Origin of the sequence: Rhodococcus sp. GA1 (assembly GCF_024321955.1) — a bacterium.
Classification (GTDB): Bacteria; Actinomycetota; Actinomycetes; order Mycobacteriales; family Mycobacteriaceae; genus Rhodococcus; species Rhodococcus pyridinivorans.
Window position 1 is genome coordinate 4,333,374 of sequence record NZ_CP097186.1, and the last position, 15,413, is coordinate 4,348,786.

General features: G+C 68.1%; 15 protein-coding genes. 8 read left to right on the forward strand and 7 right to left on the reverse strand.

Annotated elements, in window-relative coordinates:
- Positions 1 to 4 precede the first annotated feature (4 nt).
- Together lepA and M3330_RS20255 are read left to right on the forward strand one after the other, a co-directional pair.
- Positions 5 to 1,900 carry a translation elongation factor 4 gene (gene lepA, locus M3330_RS20250; protein ID WP_259443777.1) on the forward strand — a complete coding sequence of 632 codons (1,896 nt, stop codon included), beginning with the start codon at positions 5 to 7 and terminating at the stop codon, positions 1,898 to 1,900.
- Positions 1,901 to 1,935: 35 nt separating this feature from the next.
- Positions 1,936 to 2,868 carry a nitronate monooxygenase family protein gene (locus tag M3330_RS20255; RefSeq protein ID WP_006554501.1) on the forward strand — a complete coding sequence of 311 codons (933 nt, stop codon included), beginning with the start codon at positions 1,936 to 1,938 and terminating at the stop codon, positions 2,866 to 2,868.
- Positions 2,869 to 3,259: 391 nt separating this feature from the next.
- Here the strand turns inward: M3330_RS20255 and M3330_RS20260 are convergent, their stop codons facing one another.
- The gene (locus M3330_RS20260; RefSeq protein ID WP_255026142.1) at positions 3,260 to 5,203 is read right to left on the reverse strand and encodes a glycoside hydrolase family 15 protein; all 1,944 of its coding nucleotides are present in this window, start codon (positions 5,201 to 5,203) and stop codon (positions 3,260 to 3,262) included.
- Positions 5,204 to 5,269: 66 nt separating this feature from the next.
- Between M3330_RS20260 and M3330_RS20265 the strand changes: the two genes are divergently transcribed.
- From M3330_RS20265 to M3330_RS20285, 6 genes are all read left to right on the forward strand, one after another.
- Positions 5,270 to 5,476: a hypothetical protein gene (locus M3330_RS20265; RefSeq protein ID WP_019288357.1), complete on the forward strand. Its 207-nt coding sequence runs from the start codon at positions 5,270 to 5,272 to the stop codon at positions 5,474 to 5,476.
- A 60-nt stretch (positions 5,477 to 5,536) separates the two neighbouring features.
- Entirely contained in the window at positions 5,537 to 5,740 is a 204-nt protein-coding gene (locus M3330_RS24545; protein WP_369683107.1) for an Ms4533A family Cys-rich leader peptide, read from the forward strand.
- A 153-nt stretch (positions 5,741 to 5,893) separates the two neighbouring features.
- Positions 5,894 to 6,919, forward strand: a complete 1,026-nt coding sequence (locus tag M3330_RS20270) for a sulfate ABC transporter substrate-binding protein (protein WP_019288356.1) — start codon at positions 5,894 to 5,896, stop codon at positions 6,917 to 6,919.
- A 114-nt stretch (positions 6,920 to 7,033) separates the two neighbouring features.
- Entirely contained in the window at positions 7,034 to 7,831 is a 798-nt protein-coding gene (gene cysT / locus M3330_RS20275) for a sulfate ABC transporter permease subunit CysT (protein ID WP_016694104.1), read from the forward strand.
- Positions 7,828 to 8,634 carry a sulfate ABC transporter permease subunit CysW gene (cysW, locus tag M3330_RS20280; protein WP_255026145.1) on the forward strand — a complete coding sequence of 269 codons (807 nt, stop codon included), beginning with the start codon at positions 7,828 to 7,830 and terminating at the stop codon, positions 8,632 to 8,634. The genes cysT and cysW overlap by 4 nt, the downstream gene beginning before the upstream one ends.
- A complete protein-coding gene (locus M3330_RS20285; protein WP_255026147.1) occupies positions 8,631 to 9,629 on the forward strand; it encodes a sulfate/molybdate ABC transporter ATP-binding protein in 999 nt (332 codons plus the stop codon). The genes cysW and M3330_RS20285 overlap by 4 nt, the downstream gene beginning before the upstream one ends.
- Positions 9,630 to 9,663: 34 nt before the next feature.
- Here M3330_RS20285 and M3330_RS20290 read toward each other — a convergent pair whose 3' ends face one another.
- The 6 genes from M3330_RS20290 to M3330_RS20315 form a co-directional block, all read right to left on the reverse strand.
- The gene (locus M3330_RS20290) at positions 9,664 to 10,539 is read right to left on the reverse strand and encodes a universal stress protein (protein WP_033097759.1); all 876 of its coding nucleotides are present in this window, start codon (positions 10,537 to 10,539) and stop codon (positions 9,664 to 9,666) included.
- Positions 10,540 to 10,635: 96 nt separating this feature from the next.
- Entirely contained in the window at positions 10,636 to 11,526 is an 891-nt protein-coding gene (gene ppk2 / locus M3330_RS20295; protein WP_006554492.1) for a polyphosphate kinase 2, read from the reverse strand.
- A gap of 105 nt (positions 11,527 to 11,631) precedes the next feature.
- On the reverse strand, positions 11,632 to 12,375 hold the full coding sequence (locus M3330_RS20300) for a sirohydrochlorin chelatase (RefSeq protein WP_006554491.1): 744 nt from the start codon (positions 12,373 to 12,375) through the stop codon (positions 11,632 to 11,634).
- A complete protein-coding gene (locus tag M3330_RS20305; protein ID WP_006554490.1) occupies positions 12,372 to 13,706 on the reverse strand; it encodes a sulfate adenylyltransferase subunit 1 in 1,335 nt (444 codons plus the stop codon). Before M3330_RS20305 ends, M3330_RS20300 begins: the two co-directional genes overlap by 4 nt.
- 2 nt (positions 13,707 to 13,708) lie before the next feature.
- Complete coding sequence (gene cysD, locus M3330_RS20310; RefSeq protein WP_064852508.1) at positions 13,709 to 14,653, reverse strand: sulfate adenylyltransferase subunit CysD; 945 nt, start codon at positions 14,651 to 14,653, stop codon at positions 13,709 to 13,711.
- Positions 14,650 to 15,378, reverse strand: coding sequence for a phosphoadenylyl-sulfate reductase (locus tag M3330_RS20315; RefSeq protein WP_006554488.1), 729 nt, complete (start codon positions 15,376 to 15,378; stop codon positions 14,650 to 14,652). The genes cysD and M3330_RS20315 overlap by 4 nt, the downstream gene beginning before the upstream one ends.
- Between the last annotated feature and the right edge of the window lie 35 nt (positions 15,379 to 15,413).

Consider the following 15,413-nt stretch of genomic DNA (forward strand, 5'->3'; position numbering starts at 1 on the left):
TATTCTGCAGGGTGACCGCGGTCTGCTGGCCGCTGCCAGTCCGAGTCAGGAGCACGACATCAGCACCTTCGCCGACACCACGTTCACGGACCCCGCAAAGATCCGGAACTTCTGCATCATCGCGCACATCGACCACGGAAAGTCGACGCTCGCGGACCGGATGCTGCAGCTCACCGGGGTGGTCGAGGAGCGGCAGATGCGCGCCCAGTACCTCGACCGCATGGACATCGAGCGCGAGCGTGGCATCACGATCAAGGCGCAGAACGTACGTCTGCCGTGGAAGCTCGACGGCGAAGACTATGTGATGCACCTGATCGACACCCCGGGCCACGTCGACTTCACCTACGAGGTCTCCCGCGCGCTCGAGGCGTGCGAGGGCGCGGTCCTGCTCGTCGACGCCGCGCAGGGCATCGAGGCGCAGACCCTCGCCAATCTCTACCTTGCGCTCGACAAGGACCTGACGATCATCCCGGTCCTCAACAAGATCGACCTGCCCGCGGCCGATCCCGACCGCTATGCCGGTGAGATCGCGAACATCATCGGCTGTGAGCCGTCCGACGTGCTCCGGGTCTCCGGCAAGACCGGCGAGGGCGTCCCCGAACTCATCGACGCCGTGATCCGCCAGGTGCCGCCGCCGGTCGGTGACGCCGACGCGCCCGCCCGCGCCATGATCTTCGACTCCGTCTACGACACCTACCGCGGCGTCGTGACGTACGTGCGTGTGGTCGACGGCAAGATCGTGCCCCGCGAGAAGATCAAGATGATGTCGACGGGCACGACCCACGAACTGCTCGAGGTCGGCATCGTCTCGCCCGAACCCAAGGCCACCGCCGGTCTCGGCGTCGGCGAGGTGGGCTATCTCATCACCGGCGTGAAGGACGTGCGCCAGTCGAAGGTCGGCGACACCGTCACCACCGCCCGCCACGGTGCGGAGGAGCCGCTCACCGGCTACCGCGAACCGCGCCCGATGGTCTACTCCGGTCTGTACCCGGTCGACGGCTCCGACTACCCGGTGCTGCGCGACGCGCTCGACAAGCTCCAGCTCAACGACGCCGCGCTCACCTACGAGCCCGAGACGTCCGTCGCTCTCGGGTTCGGTTTCCGCTGCGGCTTCCTCGGTCTGCTGCACATGGAGATCACCCGCGAGCGCCTCGAGCGCGAGTTCGGCCTCGACCTGATCTCCACGGCTCCCAACGTCGTCTACCGCGTCGTGCTCGAAGGCGGCCAGGAAGTCGTCGTGACGAACCCGTCCGACTGGCCCGAGGGCAAGGCTCGCGAGATCTACGAACCGATCGTCAAGTGCACCATCATCGCGCCGAGCGAGTTCATCGGTTCGATCATGGAGCTGTGCCAGTCGCGGCGCGGTGAGCTCGGCGGTATGGACTACCTGTCCGAGACCCGCGTCGAGCTGCGGTACACGCTGCCGATGGCCGAGATCATCTTCGACTTCTTCGACTCGCTGAAGTCGCGCACCCGCGGCTACGCCTCGATGGACTACGAGGAGGCCGGAGAGCAGGAGGCCGCGCTGGTCAAGGTCGACATCCTGTTGCAGGGCGAGGCCGTCGACGCATTCAGCGCGATCGTCCACAAGGACGCCGCGGCCGCCTACGGCAACAAGATGACGACCAAGCTCAAGGAACTCATCCCGCGGCAGCAGTTCGAGGTGCCCGTCCAGGCCGCGATCGGCTCGAAGATCATCGCCCGCGAGAACATCCGGGCGATCCGCAAGGACGTTCTCGCCAAGTGCTACGGCGGCGACATCAGCCGTAAGCGCAAGCTGCTCGAGAAGCAGAAGGAAGGCAAGAAGCGGATGAAGACCATCGGCCGCGTCGACGTTCCGCAGGAGGCGTTCGTCGCCGCGTTGTCGTCCGAGGCCTCGTCCGACAAGCCGAAGAAGTAGTCGCTCCTGCTGCGACGCCCAACGGAAGGATTCGCGTGCTCGACACCTGGCTCACCCGTGAACTCGGAATCTCCGTTCCTCTGCTGGGTGCGCCCATGGGTGGCCGGGCCGGTGGGCGGCTCGCCGGCGAGGTGACGCGGGCCGGCGGACTCGGCCTGATCGGTGCCGCCCGGTACAACACCGCCGAGTGGATCGAGGGCGAGGTGCGCACCGCCCGCGAGATCGGTGGTGGGGCCGTGGGATTCGGTCTGATGACTTGGGCGCTTGCCGACGACGACAGCCTCCTCACCGCGGTGCTCGAGTACCGCCCGCAACTGGTCACGCTCTCGTTCGGCGATCCCGCTCCTTACATCGAGCGCGTCCACGAGGCCGGGGCCGTCGTCCTCTCGCAGATCAACACGGTCGACGATCTGCGCGTGGTCGAGGCAGCGGGTGTCGACGCGGTGATCGCGCAGGGCCATGAGGCCGGTGGGCACACGGGCAGGATCGGTACCCTCCCGTTGCTGCAGGAGGTGCTCGAGTCGACGTCGCTGCCCGTGCTCGCCGCAGGTGGCATCGCCACGGGTCGCGGTCTGGCAGCGGTGCTCGCAGCCGGTGGGCAGGGCGCCCTGGTCGGGACGGCGCTGCTCGCCAGCCCGGAGACCGTCGGCCCCGACTACGCCCGTGGCCGGCTCGTGGAGGCCGGCAGCGCCGACACCGTCTACACCGACGTCTTCGACAAGGCCCGGCACCAGCCGTGGCCGGCGCGCTGGGGCGGACGCGCCCTGCGCAATGCGTTCACCGAGGAGTGGCACGGCCGGGGCGCCGACGAGGACACCCTCGCCGCGGCGTACACCGGTGACGATCCCGACATCGGGGTGGTCTACGCGGGGGAGGCCGCCGGTCTGGTGCGCTCCGAGCGACCCGCGGGCGAGGTGATCCGGGGTATCGCCGAACAAGCGGAGACCCTGCTGTCCCGCTTCCGTTGAGCACTGCGCCGGCACACGGACGTCCACATTCGAGCTGAGGTGAGCCTCACCTGAGGTGGAGGTCGCCCATGCGCCGAGTCGTTCTCTCCGCGGTAGCGCTCGTACTGTTCGTCGCCCCGACCCTCGTGGCGTGTTCGTCGGACACCGATGACACCGCGACCGCCGGCGGCGAGACCGTCACCGTCGAGCACTCCTACGGCACGACGACGATCGAGGGCACACCCGAGCGGATCGTCGCGACCTCCAGCCAATGGCTCGACGCTCTCGTCGAACTCGGGGTGCAGCCCATCGCGTACTACAGCGCCGGCTCGTACGGCGACGAGCGCGGCCTCTATCCGTGGCAGACCGACGTCTCCCCGGATGCGGTGGCGCTGAGTCGCCTGAGACCGGCTCACGGTCCGAGATGCGCGGGCCGGAAGTTGCCCGCTCCGATCTCCCGCTCTGCGCGGATGACATGGACGACGGCATTGATGAGCGCCAGGTGGGTGAACGCCTGCGGGAAGTTCCCCAGATGACGTCCGCTCTCGGTGTCGATCTCCTCGGCATAGAGCTTCAGGGGGCTCGCGTAGTCGAGCAGGCGCTGGCACAGTGCGGCGGCCCGCTCGACCTCGCCGATCTCGACGAGCGCCGAGACCAGCCAGAACGAGCAGATGGTGAACGAGCCCTCCTTGCCCGCGAGCCCGTCGTCGGTGGTCTCCACCCGGTAGCGCAGCACCAGCCCGTCCTCGGTGAGTTCGTCGGCGATCGCCAGCACCGTGGCCCGCACCCGGGGGTCGTCTGCGGGCAGGAAGCGCAACAAGGGGATCAGCAGAGCCGACGCGTCGAGTGACGGGTGGCCGTACCGCTGGGTGAAGACGCCGCGTTCGTCGACGCCGTGTTCGAGGACGTCGGCCTTGATCTCGTCGGCCATCGCCGCCCACTTCCGGGCGTAGTCGGGACGACCCTGCAGTTCGGCGAGTTTCGCGCCGCGATCGAGTGCCACCCAGCACATGACCTTCGACGACACGAAGTGCTGGGGTTCGCCGCGTACCTCCCAGATGCCGCGATCGGGCTTGCGCCAGTTGGCCGCTGCCTCCTCGACCTGCCGGCGCAGGGTGTGCAACAGCGTCTGGGGGAAGTGCCCGCGGGACTTGACGTGCAGGTACACCGAGTCGAGCAGTGTGCCCCAGATGTCGTGTTGCTGTTGGTGATAGGCGTCGTTGCCGATGCGGACCGGGGTGGCGCCGTCGTAGCCGCTCAGATGATCGAGGGTCGACTCCGGCAACTCGCGCTCACCGCCCACCCCGTACATCACCTGGAGCGGATAGCGGACGCCGTCCGCGTCGCGCGAGACGTCGAGGATGAACGAGAAGAAGTCGTCGGCCTCCCGGTCGAACCCGAGGGTGTACAGACCCCACAGTGCGAAGGTCGAATCGCGTACCCACGCGTAACGGTAGTCCCAGTTACGTTCTCCGCCAGGTGTTTCGGGGAGTGAGGTCGTCGACGCTGCGAGCAGCGCCCCGGTCGGGCTGTAGGTCAGTCCCTTGAGCGTCAGAGCGCTGCTCTGCAGGTAGGTGCGCCACGGGTGATCCGGGAAGCGGCCCGTCGTGATCCACTCGCGCCAGTAGTCCTGGGTGGCGGTCATCTTGACGGCGGCCTCGTCGAAGGTGTGCGGCATCGGGCGGTCCGACCACGACAATGCGACGAAGGCCGTGTCGCCCTTGTGGAGTCGACGTCGCGCGCGGACCTCGCGGTCCTCGATTCCGAGGCGCAGATCCGTCGTCATGCGCAGCGTCGGATGTTCGTCCGGCGCGTTCCGGCACACCGCGGTGGCCTCCTCGTAGACCTTGCCGGTATAGCTCCATTCGGTGCGGCCGCGGTGGTAGTCGAAGGCGGGTTCGCAGCTGACGTACAGGTCGACCGTCCCGTTCACGCAGCGCACCGTGCGCAACAGCATGTGCTCGGCCTCCCAGTCGGACGGGGTCCGGCGATGCGTGGTGGAGCGTTCCTCGACGTCGTACCAGGGTGACATGACCAGCGCGTCCCGCACGATCATCCAACCCGTGTCGGTCTGCCAGGTCGTCTCGAGCACCAGACCGCCCGGCAGGTACCGGCGTGCCGCAGGAACGGTGCGGTCGTGCGGCGACAACCGGAAATGTCCCGCGCTGCGGTCCAGCAGCGACCCGAACACACTCGGCGAGTCCGGACGGGGCACGCACATCCACTCCACGGTGCCGTCACGTGCGATCAGGCAGGTGCTCTCGCAATCCGAGAGGAATGCGTAGTCGTCGATCGGCGGGAACGGACTCCGTCGGAAGGGTGCCCCCGACAGCGGTGAGGAGTGGTAGTGGTCCATCCCTCCATGATCACCGCGGGCCGGGCGGATCGCAGCGCGGTTGCCGAACCTACTAGGGTGTAGGCAATGGATCGGGTGGCTTCGTGGTGGGACGGCTTCGAGCTGTGGCTCGCGGGCCTGTCCTTCGTCCCCCAGGTGGCCCTGGTGCTCGCAGTGCTGGTGCCGGCCTGCTCCGGGGTCGCATGGCTGCTCGATCGGGCGATGGCCGGTGTCTTCGGACTGCTCGGCCGCGGAGAGACGGACTCGCCCGCCACGACGACGGAGGATTGCTGACATGCCGCGTTCGCGCGTAACCCTGGCGCTGATCGCGCTGCTGATCATCGTCGTCGTCGCATGGCTCGTCTCCATGTGAGCACGCCGCTCGCGCATCCGGTTCGGTGCTCGACGTCCGGTGTCCGAATCGTCGATTTCGGTCGACCCTCGACCTCTGCTAATCTCTGCCGCGTGTCCGCGACCACTCGGCCCCGCCTCCGCCACGAGTTGGCGTTGATCGCTGTGGGCATGCCATCGGTCGCCGACATCGACTGTTGTCGCTGAATCCTCCTTCTCTCCGCGGTCCCCGTCTTCCGGATCCTCTCGTCCGTCGGTGCCGCATCCTCGCGAATCCCGGCCGGTCCGATTCCGGCAGCCCCTCGTCCGGTGCCGGTCGCGTTCATCCCCCCCTCGAAACAGCCCCTCAGGAGGCTCGTCATGAAACGTTCCAGGTTCGTTGTCGCGGCGTTCGCTGCGGTCACCGCACTCTCCCTCACCGCCTGCTCCGGTGGTTCGAGCGACACCGTCGGAGCCGAGAGCGGCGGCGACGGATCCGGCGGCACGGTCAACCTCTACGCCTACGCCGTGCCCAAGGTCGGATTCGACTCGCTGATCCCCGCCTTCCAGGAGACCGAGGAAGGCGAGGGCGTCGTCTTCCAGCAGTCCTACGGCGCCTCCGGAGACCAGTCCCGCAAGGTGCGCGACGGCGCCGAGGCGAACTTCGTGAACTTCTCCGTCGAGCCCGACATCACCCGTCTCGTCGACGCGGGACTCGTCGACGAGAACTGGAACGACAACGCCTACAACGGGATACCGTTCGGATCGGTCGTGACCATCGTCGTCCGTGAGGGCAACCCGAAGAACATCCGGGACTGGGACGACCTGCTCCGGCCGGATGTCGAGGTCGTCACCCCCAACCCGTTCAGCTCGGGTTCGGCGAAGTGGAACCTGCTTGCGCCGTACGCCGCGAAGAGCAACGGCGGCGCCGACCCGCAGGCCGGCATCGACTACGTCACCGCACTGGTCACCGACCATGTGAAGGTGCAGCCGAAGTCCGGTCGCGAGGCCACCGAGACCTTCCTGCAGGGCACCGGCGACGTGCTGCTGAGCTACGAGAACGAGGCACTGTTCATCGAGCGCAACGGCGACCCCGTCGAGCACGTCACCCCGCCCGTCACCTTCAAGATCGAGAACCCTGCGGCGGTACTGAAGAACGCGAAGGACGTCGAGGTCGCGCAGGCGTTCAACGACTTCCTGTACACCCCCGAGGCCCAGCGCCTGTGGGCCGAAGCCGGTTTCCGGCCCGTCGATCCGACCGTCGCCGAGGAATTCGCCGATGAGTTCCCGCAGCCGGAGAAGCTGTGGACCGTCGCCGATCTCGGCGGTTGGGAGACCGTGAACGAGGAGCTGTTCGCCGACAGCACCGGCACCATCGCGGTGATCTACGACAACGCAACGAAGTAGAGCACGCGCGTGACCGTTTCGGAACACACCGCCGGGTCGGGAGGTTCGTCTCCCGCCCCGGCGGGTTCGCGTCGCCGGCCGTCCGCCACGGCCCCCGCCCGACCACGACGCCGGATGTTCACCGGCGCCGTCGGGCCCCTCGGTATCGGCATCGCCACACTGTGGTTGAGCCTGATCGTCCTGCTTCCCCTCGCGGCCCTGGCCTTCCACTCCGTCTCGGACGGTCTCGGGACGTTCGTCGATGCGATCACCGCTCCGGCCGCCCTGGCGACCCTACGGATCACCGTCGTCGTCTCGCTGGTCGTCGCGGCGATCAACGCGGTGATGGGCACGGTGATCGCCTGGGTGCTCGTCCGCGACGAGTTCCCGGGCAAGAAGTTCGTCAATGCCCTGATCGACCTGCCCTTCGCGCTACCGACGATCGTCGCGAGCATCGTGCTGCTCTCGCTGTACGGGCCGCAGAGCCCGATCGGTGTGCAGCTCAACGCGACCGAGCCGGGACTGGTGGTGGCGCTGGCGTTCGTCACGCTGCCGTTCGTGGTGCGCTCGGTGCAGCCGGTGCTCATCGAGGCCGACCGTGAGGTCGAGGAGGCCGCCGCCTCGCTCGGCGCCGGCAACTTCACGATCTTCCGCACGGTCGTGCTGCCCGTGCTCGCGCCGGCGGTCCTCGGCGGCACCGGCCTGGCATTCGCCCGCGCCATCGGCGAGTACGGCTCGATCGTGCTCATCGGCGGCAACATCCCGTACAAGACCCAGGTCGCGTCGCAGTACATCCAGCAGCAGATCGAGATCGACCGGCCGGTCAACGCCGCCGCGGTCTCCGTCGCGCTGCTGGTGATCGCCTTCGTCGTGCTGTTCGTCCTGCGCCTGGTCGCGAATCGGGGGCTGCGCCGAGAGGAGGACGACCGGTGAAACCGTCCCTCGCATCCCGACTGTCGCTGCGCTTCGTCGCGCTCGCCTACCTGTTCGTACTGTTGCTCGTCCCGATCGGGGTGATCCTCTACCGCACCTTCGAGAACGGCATCGTGGCGTTCGCCGAGTCGATCAGCACCCCGGCGGCGATCTCGGCGCTGAACCTGTCGCTGCTCATCGTCGCGATCGTCGTGCCCGTGAACGTGGTCTTCGGCATCGTCGTCGCGCTGGCGCTCGTCCGCGGCAGATTCCCGGGGAGGGGACTGTTGCAGGCCGTCGTCGACCTGCCCTTCGCGGTCTCGCCGATCGTCGTGGGTGTCGCCCTGATCATGTTGTGGGGCGCCAACGGCTGGTTCGGTGCCGTCGAGGATCTCGGCTTCAAGGTGATCTTCGGCCTGCCGGGCATGGTGCTCGCGACGATCTTCGTGACGCTGCCGTTCGTCGTGCGCGAGGTCGAACCGGTGCTGCGCGAGATCGGTGAGGAGCAGGAGCAGGCCGCCGCGACCCTCGGCGCGAACACCTTGCAGACCTTCTGGCGGATCACGTTGCCGGCGATCCGCTGGGGCCTGACCTACGGCATCGTCCTCACCGTCGCGCGGGCCCTCGGCGAGTTCGGCGCCGTCATCATGGTCTCGTCCGGCTTCCCCGGCGTCTCCCAGACCCTGACGCTGCTCGTGCACGCCCGGTACATCGACGACCACAACACCTTCGGCGCCTACAGCGCCGCGACCCTGCTCATGGCCATCGCGGTGATCGTCCTGCTGCTGATGACCCTGCTCGACCGGAAGAGGACCACCGAATGATCACTGTTACCGGGGCGCGCAAGAACTACGGAGATTTCGCCGCACTCGCCGACGTCGACATCGACATCCCGTCCGGCTCGCTCACCGCCCTGCTCGGACCCTCGGGTTCGGGGAAGTCGACGCTGCTGCGTTCGATCGCCGGCCTCGAGACCCTCGACGCGGGCACCGTCCACATTGCCGGTAAGGACGTCACCGGCGTCACCCCGCAGAAGCGCGACATCGGTTTCGTCTTCCAGCACTACGCCGCGTTCAAGCACATGACCGTGCGCGAGAACGTCGCCTTCGGACTCAAGATCCGCAAGCGGCCCAAGGCCGAGATCACGAAGCGGGTCGACGACCTGCTCGAGATCGTCGGGCTCGGCGGGTTCCAGCGACGCTATCCGGCGCAGTTGTCCGGTGGCCAGCGTCAGCGCATGGCGCTCGCCCGTGCTCTCGCCGTCGACCCGCAGGTGCTGCTGCTCGACGAGCCGTTCGGTGCCCTGGACGCGAAGGTGCGCGCCGACCTGCGGACCTGGCTGCGCCGCCTGCACGACGAGGTGCACGTGACCACCGTGCTCGTCACGCACGACCAGGAGGAGGCGCTCGACGTCGCCGACCGCATCACGGTGATGAATGCCGGACGTATCGAACAGGTCGGAACGCCGGAGGAACTCTACGATCGCCCGGCGAACAGCTTCGTGATGTCGTTCCTCGGGACGGTGTCCAAGCTCAACGGCGTGCTGGTGCGGCCGCACGACATCCGGCTCGCCCGGCAACCTGCGCTCTCCGACACCTCCGGCGGCTCGGTCGGTGTCACGCGGGCGACCGTCGAGCGTGTGGTCCGGCTGGGCTTCGAGGTGCGCGTCGAACTGCGCAACGACGCGACCGGTGAGCAGTTCACGACGCAGATCACCCGCGGCGAAACCCGCGACCTGGGGCTCGTCGCGGGCGACACCGTCTACGCGCACGCTCCGGCCGCGTCGGAGACCGCCCCGCTCGGTACCGCCGCGCAGTAACCGAGCGGGGGACTCGAGGGTCACGCGGGTCGGCTCAGTGGGCTTCGGTTTCCGATCGTTGGTGGGCCCGGCAGATCATGACCGGACAGCAACTGTGATGGATGAGTCCCTGACTGCTCGAGCCGACCACCGCAGCGGCCAGCGGGCTCCGGCCGTGGCTGCCGACCACCACGAGCTGGGCACTCTTGGATTCCTCGAGCAGGACGATGTCGGGCTTGCCCCGCGCGACCCGGTAGGAGACCGCGACGTCGGGGAACCGTTCGGTGTGCCCGGAGGTATGCGACTTCATCTCCTCCCTCCGGTGCTCGACGTAGGCCGTCCAGTCCGTGAACCGTGACCCCTCGCCGTAGGTGAGCGTGGACTGCTCCGTCCAGGTGTGGATCGCGACGAGGGGTGCCTCGAGCGCCGCGGCGGTCGCGAACGCATGCTCGACGGCGGACTCGCTGACCTCGGTGCCGTCCACTCCGACGACGACCGGGCGCCCGTCGGGCGGTTGGAATCCGTCGCGGCTGCGCCACGTCACCACCGGGCATTCCGCGTGGTTGGCCACCGACACGACGTCGGAGCGCCGGATCATCGACTCCCACTCCGTGGTGGTCGTGTGGCCGAGGACGATCATCCGTGCCTCGCGCGACAGGTCGGTGAGCACTCGATCCGGCTTGCCCGACGGAGTGGACCGCCGGACCTCGACCCGGTCGACCGCGCCCCGAACTGCCGCTTCCGCGGCGGTCAGAACGGCTTCCTCCGACGGGTCGGTCCCGTCGCCGGAGGTGGGGGGATGAACGTGGACCAGGTCGATCGGTTCGCCGAGACGTCGGGCGACGCAGGCGGCCCACCGGGCCGCATCGAGTGCGCTGTCCGATCCGTCGATGCCGACGACGATTCCGTGACCGACATTGGCTGTGCCCATGCTGCCTCCTCGCGTCACCATCCAGTGTGGTACGGATCGCAGTCTGGGCGCCAGTCCTGCGCACCTCGGCACGCCCGGAGCACGACCTCCCGGCAGCTAGTCGCCGACGGCGTCCTTGCCGCGCTGCACGATCCTCGGGTCGGCCGGGAAGACGATCTGACGGTCCTTGTCGTCGTACTCGAACTGGTTGAGGAAGAACCGCATCGCGTTGACCCGGGCCCGCTTCTTGTCGTTGGACTTGATGGTCGTCCACGGCGCCCAGTCGGTGTCAGTGCGCCGGAACATCTCTTCCTTCGCGTCGGTGTACTGGTCCCACTTGTCGAGCGATTCGAGGTCCATCTCCGACAGCTTCCACCGCCGCACCGGATCGAGCTGGCGGATGGCGAAGCGCGTGCGCTGCTCCCTCCGGGTGACGGAGAACCAGAACTTCGTCAGGGTGATGCCGGCGTCCACGACGAGCTTCTCGAACAACGGGACGTGCTCCATGAAACGTTCGTACTCGTCGTCGCTGCAGAAACCCATGACCCGTTCGACGCCGGCTCGGTTGTACCAGGAGCGGTCGAACAGTACGAGCTCACCGGCGGTGGGGAAGTGCTGGATATAGCGCTGCATATACCACTGGCCCTGCTCACGGTCGGACGGCTTGTTCAGCGCGACGGTCCGGGCGTGCCGGACGTTGATGTACTCCTGGAACCGCTTGATCGTGCCGCCCTTGCCGGCGGCGTCGCGACCTTCGAACACGATGATGTGCTTGGAGCCGTTGTCCTTGGCCCACGACTGGAACTTCAGCAGTTCGATCTGCAGGAGATACTTCTCGACCTCGTAGGTGGCGCGGTCCATCCGGGTGTCGTACGGATAGTTCTCCCGCCAGGTGTCGACGGCCCGGCCCTCGATGTCGATCAGATCGGGGTCCTCACCGTGGTCGTCGCGCACCGAATAGCCCTCCGTGCGGAGCCGATCGATGTAGCGCCGAAGTTCGTTCTGCACGTGAGGCCCTCCCGGATCACCGATGTCGTCGGACGACGACCGTGACTCCGTTGTAGCGGAGGAATGCAAATCGTGCGTGAACTCGGGTGGAGATCCGGAAGTGACTCAGGCCACGCGCAGTCCGCGCCGCCGGTGCACGGCCTCGGTGTAGCGCTCGGTGATCACCCGCGCGACGGCATCGTGCCGGGTGAGGGTCTGCGCGACCCGCACGTGCCCGAGGCTGTCGGCCTCGGCGCAGGCACGGTCCCACAGCAGCCCGGGGGCGAGGATCCACGGTGTCAGCACGACGGTGCGGGCACCGCGGGAGGTGAGGTCGGCGAGGGTCGTCCCCACGGACGGACCGGTCGTGGCGAAGCACGCCGCGGCCTGCGTCCACGCCGTGCCGACGAGAATGCGGGGCACGACCAGCCCGGTCGCCCGGTTCGCTTCGGGGCGTCGCGATCCCACCGCGCACACTGCGATACCGACGGACGGATCGTCGGCCGACACCCCCGTGGCCGTGATGAGATCGCGAGCCGCGTCGACGAGGAGATCGTCGTCGCCGAGGATCGGCGAGCACAGCACCTCGAGCAGCGGATGACGTTGCTGCGCTTCGTGCAACAGGGCCGGCAGATCGACCCGCGCGTGGAAGGCGCTGCCGAGCAGCAGCGGCACCACCGCGACCTGCCGGTGCCCGTCCGCGGCGAGCGCGTCGAGAGCCTGACCGACCGACGGGGTGTTCAGGTCGAGGAACGCGAGTCGCACGTCCAGACCGGGGTTCTCGGCCCGGACGGTGTCGAGCGCGGCAGCCACGGCCTGCGCCGAACGCGGGTCGCGACTGCCGTGCGCGACGGCGACGAGCGGCATCATGCCGGGACGCGGTCCCCGAGCTCGATGTCGGCGAGTCCGTCGCCCACGAGACCCGCGGCGAGGGTGTTGCCCCCGGCCGGATCGATCAGCAGGAAGCTGCCGCTGCGGCGGTTGATGCGGTAGTCGTCCGCGGCGATCGGCTCGGCCACACGCACCGTGATGCGCGCGATCTCGTTGAGCTCGATGCTCTCCGGGCTCGGGACGGAGGAGAGATCCTGCTCGTCGAACCGCTCGTCGATCGTCCCGACGATGGCCTGCGTGATGCGGGTGCCGTGCTTGAGCAGCAACCGGGCGCCCGGGCGCAACGGCTTCTCGGCGAGCCAGCACACGGTGGCCTCGAACTCCGACAGCGGCTCGGGTGCCGCCTCCGGGGTGGCGATGATGTCGCCGCGGGAGACGTCGACGTCGTCGGCGAGCACGAGGGTCACCGACCGGCCGGCGTGCGCGACATCGAATGCGCCGTCGGCACTGTCGATGCGCTCGACGGTGGTGCGGACACCGGACGGCAGCACGACGACCTCGTCACCGGGGCGCACGGACCCTGCCGCGACCTGACCGGCGTAGCCGCGGTAGTCGGGGAACTCGGCGGTGCGGGGACGGATTACGTACTGCACCGGGAAGCGCAGACCGGTCTCGTGCCGGCCGTGCACATCGGCGTCGACGGGAACCGACTCGAGGTGCTCGATGAGCGTCGGGCCGTCGTAGTAGGGGGTGCTCTCGCTGCGCACGGCCACGTTGTCGCCGTGCAGCGCGGAGACCGGGATCTCCTGCACGTCCTCGGGTGCCCAGCCGAGCGAACTCGTCAGTTCCCCGAACTCGGCGGAGATCTGCGCGAACACCGAGGCCGGATCCTCGACGAGGTCGATCTTGTTGACCGCGAGGACGAGCTTCGGCACACCGAGCAGGGCCAGCACGGCGGCGTGCTTGCGGGTCTGCGAGACGACACCCTTGCGCGCGTCGACGAGCAGGACGACGAGCTGCGCGGTGGACGCACCCGACACCGTGTTGCGGGTGTACTGGACGTGACCCGGGGTGTCCGCGAGGACGAAGCTGCGCTTCGGCGTCGCGAAGTAGCGGTACGCCACGTCGATGGTGATGCCCTGCTCACGCTCGGCGCGAAGGCCGTCGACGAGCAGCGAGAGGTCGGGGGTGTCGAGGCCGCGGTCGACCGACGCGCGGGTGACGGCGTCGATCTGGTCGGCGAGTACGGACTTGGTGTCGTAGAGCAGTCGTCCCACCAGGGTGGACTTGCCGTCGTCGACCGAACCGGCGGTGGCGAGGCGCAGCAGCTGCGTGTCGCTCTGCACGCTCTGCTCGTGAAGGTCGCTCATGATCAGAAATAGCCCTCTCGCTTGCGGTCTTCCATCGCCGCTTCGGAAACCCGGTCGTCGCCGCGGGTGGCGCCGCGCTCGGTCAGTCGTGACGCCGCGACCTCGGCGAGGATCTCCTCGTTCGTGGAGGCCTCGGACAGGATCGCGCCGGTGGTCGATCCGTCGCCGACGGTGCGGTAGCGTACCGAACGCGTCTCGAGCTCTTCGCCCTCGGCCGGACCGCCCCAGACACCCGGGGTCATCCACATGCCGTCGCGGCGGTAGACGGTGCGCTCGTGCGCGTAGTAGATGCTCGCCAGTTCGACGTTCTCGCGGGCAATGTAGCGCCAGATGTCGAGCTCGGTGAAGTTGCTCAGCGGGAAGACACGCACGTGCTCCCCGGGTGCGTGCCGCCCGTTGTACAGATTCCACAACTCCGGACGCTGACGCTTCGGATCCCACTGGCCGAATGCGTTGCGCAGCGAGAAGATCCGCTCCTTGGCGCGCGAACGCTCCTCGTCGCGGCGGCCGCCACCGAAGACGGCGTCGAACCGGTTCTCCGAGATCGCGTCGAGCAGCGGCACGGTCTGCAGCGGGTTGCGGATGCCGTCGGGACGCTCGGTGAGCCGGCCGTCGGCGAGGTAGTCCTCGACACTCGCGACGTGCAGTCGGAGGTTGTACTTTTCGACGACGTGGTCGCGGAACTCGAGGACCTCGGGGAGGTTGTGGCCGGTGTCGACGTGCAACAGCGCGAAGGGCAGCGGCGCGGGCCAGAACGCTTTGATGGCGAGGTGCAGCAGGACGGTGGAGTCCTTGCCTCCCGAGAACAGGATGACGGGGCGTTCGAACTCGCCCGCGACCTCGCGGAAGACGTGGATCGCTTCCGACTCGAGGGCGTCGAGGGTGTCGAACCGGTTGCCGTCCAGCAGCGTCCGGGTCTCGGTGGGATTCGTATCGGTGAGTGTCATGAGGCGTGCAACCCGCATTCGGTCTTGGCTCGGCCGGCCCAGCGCCCGCTGCGCGGATCGGCTCCGGGAAGTGGTTTGGTGGTGCACGGGGCGCACCCGATGGACGGGTAGCCCTCGTCGACGAGCGGATTGACGAGGATCCCGTGTTCGTCGATGTAGTTCTGCATGTCCTCGTCGGACCATGCCGCGATCGGATTGATCTTCACCAGTCCGAACGCGTCGTCGAACGAGATGAGCGGTGAGTTCGCGCGGGTGGGCGCCTCGACACGGCGGATTCCGGTCACCCAGGCGCGGTAGCCCTTCAGGCTCTCCTTCAGCGGCACCACCTTGCGCAGGCGGCAGCACTCGTTCGGGTCGCGGGCGAACAGATCCTTGCCGAGCAGGGCGTCCTGCTCCGCGACGGACTGCTGCGCCCGGGCGTTGACGATGTTCACGCCGTACACCTGCTCCACCGCATCGCGCGTGCCGAGCGTCTCGGCGAAGTGGTAGCCGGTGTCGAGGAACAGCACGTCCACGCCGGGGCGCTGCTGCGCGGCCAGATGGACCAGGACACCGTCCTGCATGTTGGACGCGACGATGTACCCGCTACGTCCACCGTCGGTGGTGGGGGTACCGAAGGTCTCGTCCGTCCACCGCAGGAGTTCCTGCGCCGACGCACCTTCGAGTTCTGCCGCCCCCTGCGCGGCAATACTCCGGAGCTCGTCGATGTTCGTATCGATCGTCATCGCGTCCCTTCCCGATCCGTCTTCGTGTCGACCGC